Raw genomic sequence first — 3,689 nt, 5'->3', positions numbered from 1 at the left:
TTCGAACCAGCGACCTACTGATTAAAAGTCAGTTGCTCTACCAACTGAGCTAAGGGCCCACGCGGGGACGCCGTTAGCGGCACGGGCGGCGGTGGGCAAGGCGCGCGGCGAGATGGCGTGCCGAGAGTGGTCCGACCAGCCGCCAGCCGGGCGCGACCGCCGTTAAGGGCACGAGGACGAAGGCGCGCCCGGCAAGGCGGGCGTGGGGGATGGTCAGGCGGCGCGAGGCGAAGCGGCCACCGCTCCACGCGGCGATGTCGAGATCGAGTACGCGGGCGCCCCAGCGGCGGCCCGAGCGGCGACCGAACTGGCGCTCGATCGCCTGCAGCACGGCGAGCATTTGTGGCGGCTCAAGGTCGCTTTCGACCAGCGTGACGGCATTAGCGAAGTCGCGGCCCGCTCCGCCGGTTGCCCGATTGAGCATGATCGGCGAGGCGTCGAACAGGCCGAACTTCGCATCCAGTTCGGCGATCGCGGCGGCGACCACGCCCGGTGGTCGGCCGTGGCGGCCGTGCGGGCGGTTCGATCCGACGGCGATGGCGTAGAGATGGTTCACCTGCGGCCCCTGTCATTGCGAGCGCGGCGACGCAACCCGGCGGCGCATGGATTGCTTCGTCGCTTCGCTCCTCGCAAAGACGGGGGATGCTAGCGCCAGCCGCCCCATCCCCCGTCCCAGCTGCCGAAGCATCGCGTGATTGCCCGCGCTGCCCCCGGCTGGTGGCGTTTCGCGAGGAGTTGCGGGCGGAGCACCCCGATTGGTGGAATGCGCCGGTGCCGGCGTTCGGCGATCCCGCGGCGTGGCTGGCGATCGTCGGGCTTGCGCCGGGCAAGCATGGTGCGAACCGGACGGGGCGGCCGTTCACCGGGGATTTCGCGGGGGAACTACTCTACGCGACGCTCGCCAAGTTCGGGTTGAGCGAGGGTGAGTTCGCGGCCGAGCGGGGCGACGGGCTGCGGCTCAAGGGGGCGGTGATCCTCAACGCGGTCAAATGCCTGCCCCCCCAGAACAAGCCCGAGCCCGCAGAGATCGCCCATTGCCGCCCGTTCCTTGAGGCGTCCCTCGCCGCGCTGCCCAAGGTGCGGGTGATCATCGCGCTAGGCCAGATCGCCCACGTCGCCGCCGCCCGCGCGCTGGGGCTCAAGCCGAGCGCGACGAAGTTTGGGCATGGGGCGGAGTATCGCGCGGGAGCGGTCACCCTGCTGTCGAGCTATCACTGCTCGCGCTACAACCAGAACACGCGCAGACTGGACGCGGCGATGTTCGAGGGGGTTTTCGAAGCAGCAATCGCGGTCTCGTCAAGCCAACTACTTTTTCACCAATGACCAATATAGTTCGGGCATGATCTGGATTTATGTTGGTGTCGCGGTCGTCGCGGTAAACTGCGTAACGCTTCTGTGTTTCTGGTTCGACAAGCGTCGCGCGCAGGCCGGCGAATGGCGAGTCCGCGAGTCCGACCTGCTTTTGCTGGCCATTCTCGGCGGCTCTCCTGCGGCATTTCTTGGCAGGCAAATCTTTCGACACAAGACTCGGAAGGAGCCGTTTTCCACTATGCTGCAGCTTATTGTAGCTGTCCAAGTGGGCGCGACCGTCGGCTTCACCATAATTTCTTGAATGTAAAAGCTCTCAGCGGTCAAACATCCTCAACCAACCGCCCATAAAGCTCTGGCCGCCGGTCCCTGAAGAAGCCGAACGCCGCACGATGTTTTCGCGCGAGATCGAGGTCGAGTTCGGCGACCAGAACGCCCGTCTCATCCGCGCCGAACTCCGCCAGCAGGTCGCCCCGCTCATCACAAATAAAACTGTGGCCGTAGAATCGCTGGCCGCCTTCGGTGCCGATGCGGTTCGCGGCGACGATCGGCACGACGTTCGACACAGCATGGCCGATCATCGCCCTTCGCCAAAGGCGTGACGTGTCGAGGTCGGGGTCGTGGGGCTCGGTGCCGATCGCGGTCGGGTAGAACAGGATTTGCGCCCCCATCAGCATCATCGATCGCGCGACCTCGGGATACCATTGGTCCCAGCAGATGCCGACGCCGAGCGTGGTCGCCCCAAAGTCTCCGGCGACCGGCCACACCTTGAACCCGGTATTGCCCGGGCGGAAATAGAATTTCTCCTGATAGCCGGGGCCGTCGGGGATGTGGCTCTTGCGGTAGTTGCCGGCGATTTTGCCGTCGGGGCCGATCATCGCGAGGCTGTTGTAATGGTGGTGGCCGTCGAGCTCGAAGTAGCTGGTCGGGATCCACAGGTTGAGCTCGTCGGCGAGCTTCTGCATCGCAATGACTGAGGGGTGTTCGGCCATGACGCGGGCGGTGGCGAAGTTGTTCTCGTTCTGCGTGCGGCAGAAATAGGGGCCTTGGAACAGCTCGGGTGGAAGGACGACCCGTGCGCCTTTGCCCGCCGCCTCGCGAACGAGGTCGGAGACGTTGGCGATGTTGCGCTGCGTGTCTTCGGTAAACGCGAGTTGGAGCGCGGCGACGGTTAGTTTGGTCATCTGGGCACCTGTTGGCTGATGCAATGGAAGCTTCCGCCGCCGGTGAGGAGATGGTCGGCGCGCAGGCCGATCGCCCTGCGGTCGGGGAAGATCGCCTGGACGACCTCGACCGCCGCCTCGTCGAGCGGGGCGCCGTAAATCGGTACGACCACCGCGGCGTTGCCGATGACGAAGTTCATGTAGCTCGCCGGGACCATCTCGCCGTCGCGCTCAATGAGCCCGGGCGAGGGGAGGGTGACGACGTCGAGTCCGGCCGTGGCGAGGCGCTTGGCAGCATCCTGATAGACCGCGCGATTGGGATCGTTGCGCCCGGCGGTCGGGATGGCGACCCGGCCCGCCGCGACGTAGCGGGCAAGATTATCGACATGGCCGTCGGTATGGTCGTTCGCCAAACCTTCGCCGAGCCACACGATGCGGTCGGCGCCAAGGTCGCGCGCGAGGCGCTGTTCGATGTCGGCGCGTGACAGGCCGGGATTGCGGTTGGGGTTGAGCAGGCACTGCTCGGTGGTGATGAAGCTGCCCGACCCGTCGCCATCGATCGCGCCGCCCTCGAGGATCCAGTCGGCCTTCGCAAAAGGCAAGCCGGCCTCGGCGCTCAGCCGCTCGCCGATGCTGTCATCGCCGGGAAGGTCATATTTGCCGCCCCAGCCATTGAACCCGAACCCCTGCGCCCGGCGATTGCGCCCCGACCCGGTGACGATCGCACCGGTGTCGCGCAGCCACACATCGCCGAACGGCTCGTGGATCACCCGCGCAAACGGCGCCAGCTTGCGCGCGACGGTCGCCCCCGCCTCGTCCGCCGTGACCAGCCACACCGCTTCGCCCTTGCCATCCGCGTGGATCGCGCGGGCGAACTCGACGACTTCCTGCTGGGCGGGGGCGAGGTCCTCTGCCCATAGCGAGCGGTCCGACGGAAAGCCGATCCACAGCGCTTCGTGCGGCGCCCATTCGGGCAGGGGAATGGTCATTATCACTCCACGAAACTTGCAAACGAAAAAGGCGACCCCTGAGGATCGCCTTCTCGTATCACGACAGGGCGAACCCGATCAGCGCGAATAGAATTCGACGACGAGGTTGGGCTCCATCTTCACCGGATAGGGCACTTCGTCGAGCTTGGGCACGCGCGTGAAGGTGATCTTCGACGTGCCGTCGGGAACGACATAATCGGGGATATCCCGCTCGGCGAGACCCTGCGCT

Annotated in this window: 5 protein-coding genes and 1 pseudogene; 2 read left to right on the top strand and 4 right to left on the bottom strand. The window is 65.9% G+C overall.

Going from position 1 to position 3,689, the window contains the following annotated elements; all coding sequences use genetic code 11:
- Positions 1 to 73: 73 nt before the first annotated feature.
- A complete protein-coding gene (gene folK / locus Q0R27_RS09285) occupies positions 74 to 556 on the bottom strand; it encodes a 2-amino-4-hydroxy-6-hydroxymethyldihydropteridine diphosphokinase (protein WP_293943638.1) in 483 nt (160 codons plus the stop codon).
- Between the two features lie 86 nt (positions 557 to 642).
- Between folK and Q0R27_RS09280 the strand changes: the two genes are divergently transcribed.
- Both Q0R27_RS09280 and Q0R27_RS09275 read left to right on the top strand, forming a co-directional pair.
- Positions 643 to 1,323, top strand: a complete 681-nt coding sequence (locus Q0R27_RS09280) for a uracil-DNA glycosylase (RefSeq protein ID WP_293943636.1) — start codon at positions 643 to 645, stop codon at positions 1,321 to 1,323.
- Positions 1,324 to 1,339: 16 nt separating this feature from the next.
- Positions 1,340 to 1,612, top strand: a complete 273-nt coding sequence (locus Q0R27_RS09275; RefSeq protein ID WP_293943635.1) for a DUF1294 domain-containing protein — start codon at positions 1,340 to 1,342, stop codon at positions 1,610 to 1,612.
- A gap of 19 nt (positions 1,613 to 1,631) precedes the next feature.
- On the opposite strand, the gene aguB is transcribed toward Q0R27_RS09275, so the two are convergent.
- The 3 genes and pseudogenes from aguB to Q0R27_RS09260 form a co-directional block, all read right to left on the bottom strand.
- Complete coding sequence (aguB, locus tag Q0R27_RS09270; RefSeq protein ID WP_293943633.1) at positions 1,632 to 2,492, bottom strand: N-carbamoylputrescine amidase; 861 nt, start codon at positions 2,490 to 2,492, stop codon at positions 1,632 to 1,634.
- Positions 2,489 to 3,460 (bottom strand): agmatine deiminase family protein, encoded by a 972-nt coding sequence (locus tag Q0R27_RS09265; protein ID WP_293943631.1) that lies wholly within the window; start codon positions 3,458 to 3,460, stop codon positions 2,489 to 2,491. Before Q0R27_RS09265 ends, aguB begins: the two co-directional genes overlap by 4 nt.
- A 78-nt stretch (positions 3,461 to 3,538) precedes the next feature.
- Positions 3,539 to 3,689 (bottom strand): annotated as a pseudogene (locus tag Q0R27_RS09260) (30S ribosomal protein S4); the annotation flags it as partial.

It is taken from the genome of Sphingomonas sp. (assembly GCF_025362505.1).
Classification (GTDB): Bacteria; Pseudomonadota; Alphaproteobacteria; order Sphingomonadales; family Sphingomonadaceae; genus Sphingomicrobium.
This window is presented reverse-complemented; position numbering and strand designations above follow the sequence as displayed.